Source organism: Mycobacterium sp. E3298 (genome assembly GCF_001666895.1).
Lineage (GTDB): Bacteria > Actinomycetota > Actinomycetes > Mycobacteriales > Mycobacteriaceae > Mycobacterium.
In genome coordinates, this window is sequence record NZ_LZJB01000313.1 from 1 (window position 1) to 1,247 (window position 1,247).

A 1,247-nucleotide genomic window follows, 5' to 3' on the forward strand; every position below is an offset into this window, starting at 1 on the left:
AGGCGCCCCCGGCCAGCGCCATCTCGGGTTCCTCGGGGGTGGTCACCGACAGCGAGGTCGCCGACTCGAGCGCCGGCATGCGCTGCCCAGCAGCGACGGGGCGGCGCTGGCGCAGCTGGCCGCGTTGGCCTCGGGCGCCGAATCGATGAGGGCGCGCCCGGACGGGCTGTTCCTGGTGGGCTCGGACGTCGACATCCCGTACATCAAGCCGGCGCTCGAGTCGGCGACCTCGCTGTCGGTGACCACCCCCGAGGAACCCGAGATGGCGCTGGCCCGCGGCGCCTCGCTGGCGGCGGCCAACGCCCACCTGGGGGCGCCGTCGACGATCGCGATGCCCTACGCAGGACAACCCGCGACGGGCGGGCGCGAGCTCGCGTACAGCGCCGAAGCGGGCGACGCGGCCGCCCGGGGAGCCGAGTCCGCGGCGGACCGGGGCGATCGGCGCAGCCGGAAGCCGGTGCTGGCCGTCGTCGCCGCGACCCTGGTATTCGTCGGCGGTGTCCTGGCGCTCTCGCTGGCGCTGGCCTTCGACATCCGGCCCCACGCGCATCAGCGCCCCGACATCACCCAAAACGTCGTCGCCCCGGCAGTCCAGGCGCCACCACCGCCGAAGCTGCCGCCACCGCCACCGCTGTGGCCGCCGCCGAAGCCGCCGCCCCCACCGAGTCCGCCGCCACCACCGAGGCCGCCGCCCCCGCTGTGGCCGCCGCCCAAGCCGCCGCCCGGGATGCCGAAGCCGCCTCCGGGGGCCCCACCCCCGATCGGCCCGCCACTGCCGTGACCGCCACCGAGAGGTCCGCCGCCGAACAGCCCACCCGGACCGCTGGGCGTACTGCCGCCGCCGCCGGAACCTGGGGCCGGGAGGTGCCCGCCGCCCAAGCCGCCGTCGCCCGGGGGCGAGGCGTGCCCGCCGCCCAAGCCGCCGGGGCCGGTACCCGGGGGCGGGACGTGCCCACCGCCGGAACCACCGGTGTCCGGGGGCGGCACGTGCCCTCCGCCGGAGCCACCCGTGCCGCTACCCGGAGGCGGCACGTGCCCACCGCCGGAGCCACCCGTGCCGCTACCCGGAGGCGGCACGTGCCCACCGCCGGAACCACCGGTGTCCGGAGGCGGCACATGCCCACCGCCGGAACCACCCGTGCCACTGCTGGGGGGCGGGGACGAGCCCTGCCCGGGCGGAGTCTGGTGCGGCGGCCACTGGGGCCCCGTGCCGCCGGTCTGTGGCGGTTCGGGGACGTGCACCGGAC

At 78.2% G+C, this 1,247-nt stretch carries 1 pseudogene; it reads left to right on the forward strand.

Annotation, left to right across the window (positions count from 1 at the left end):
* A pseudogene (locus A9X05_RS31100) lies at window positions 1-781 on the forward strand (hypothetical protein); the annotation flags it as partial.
* Window positions 782-1,247 lie beyond the last annotated feature (466 nt).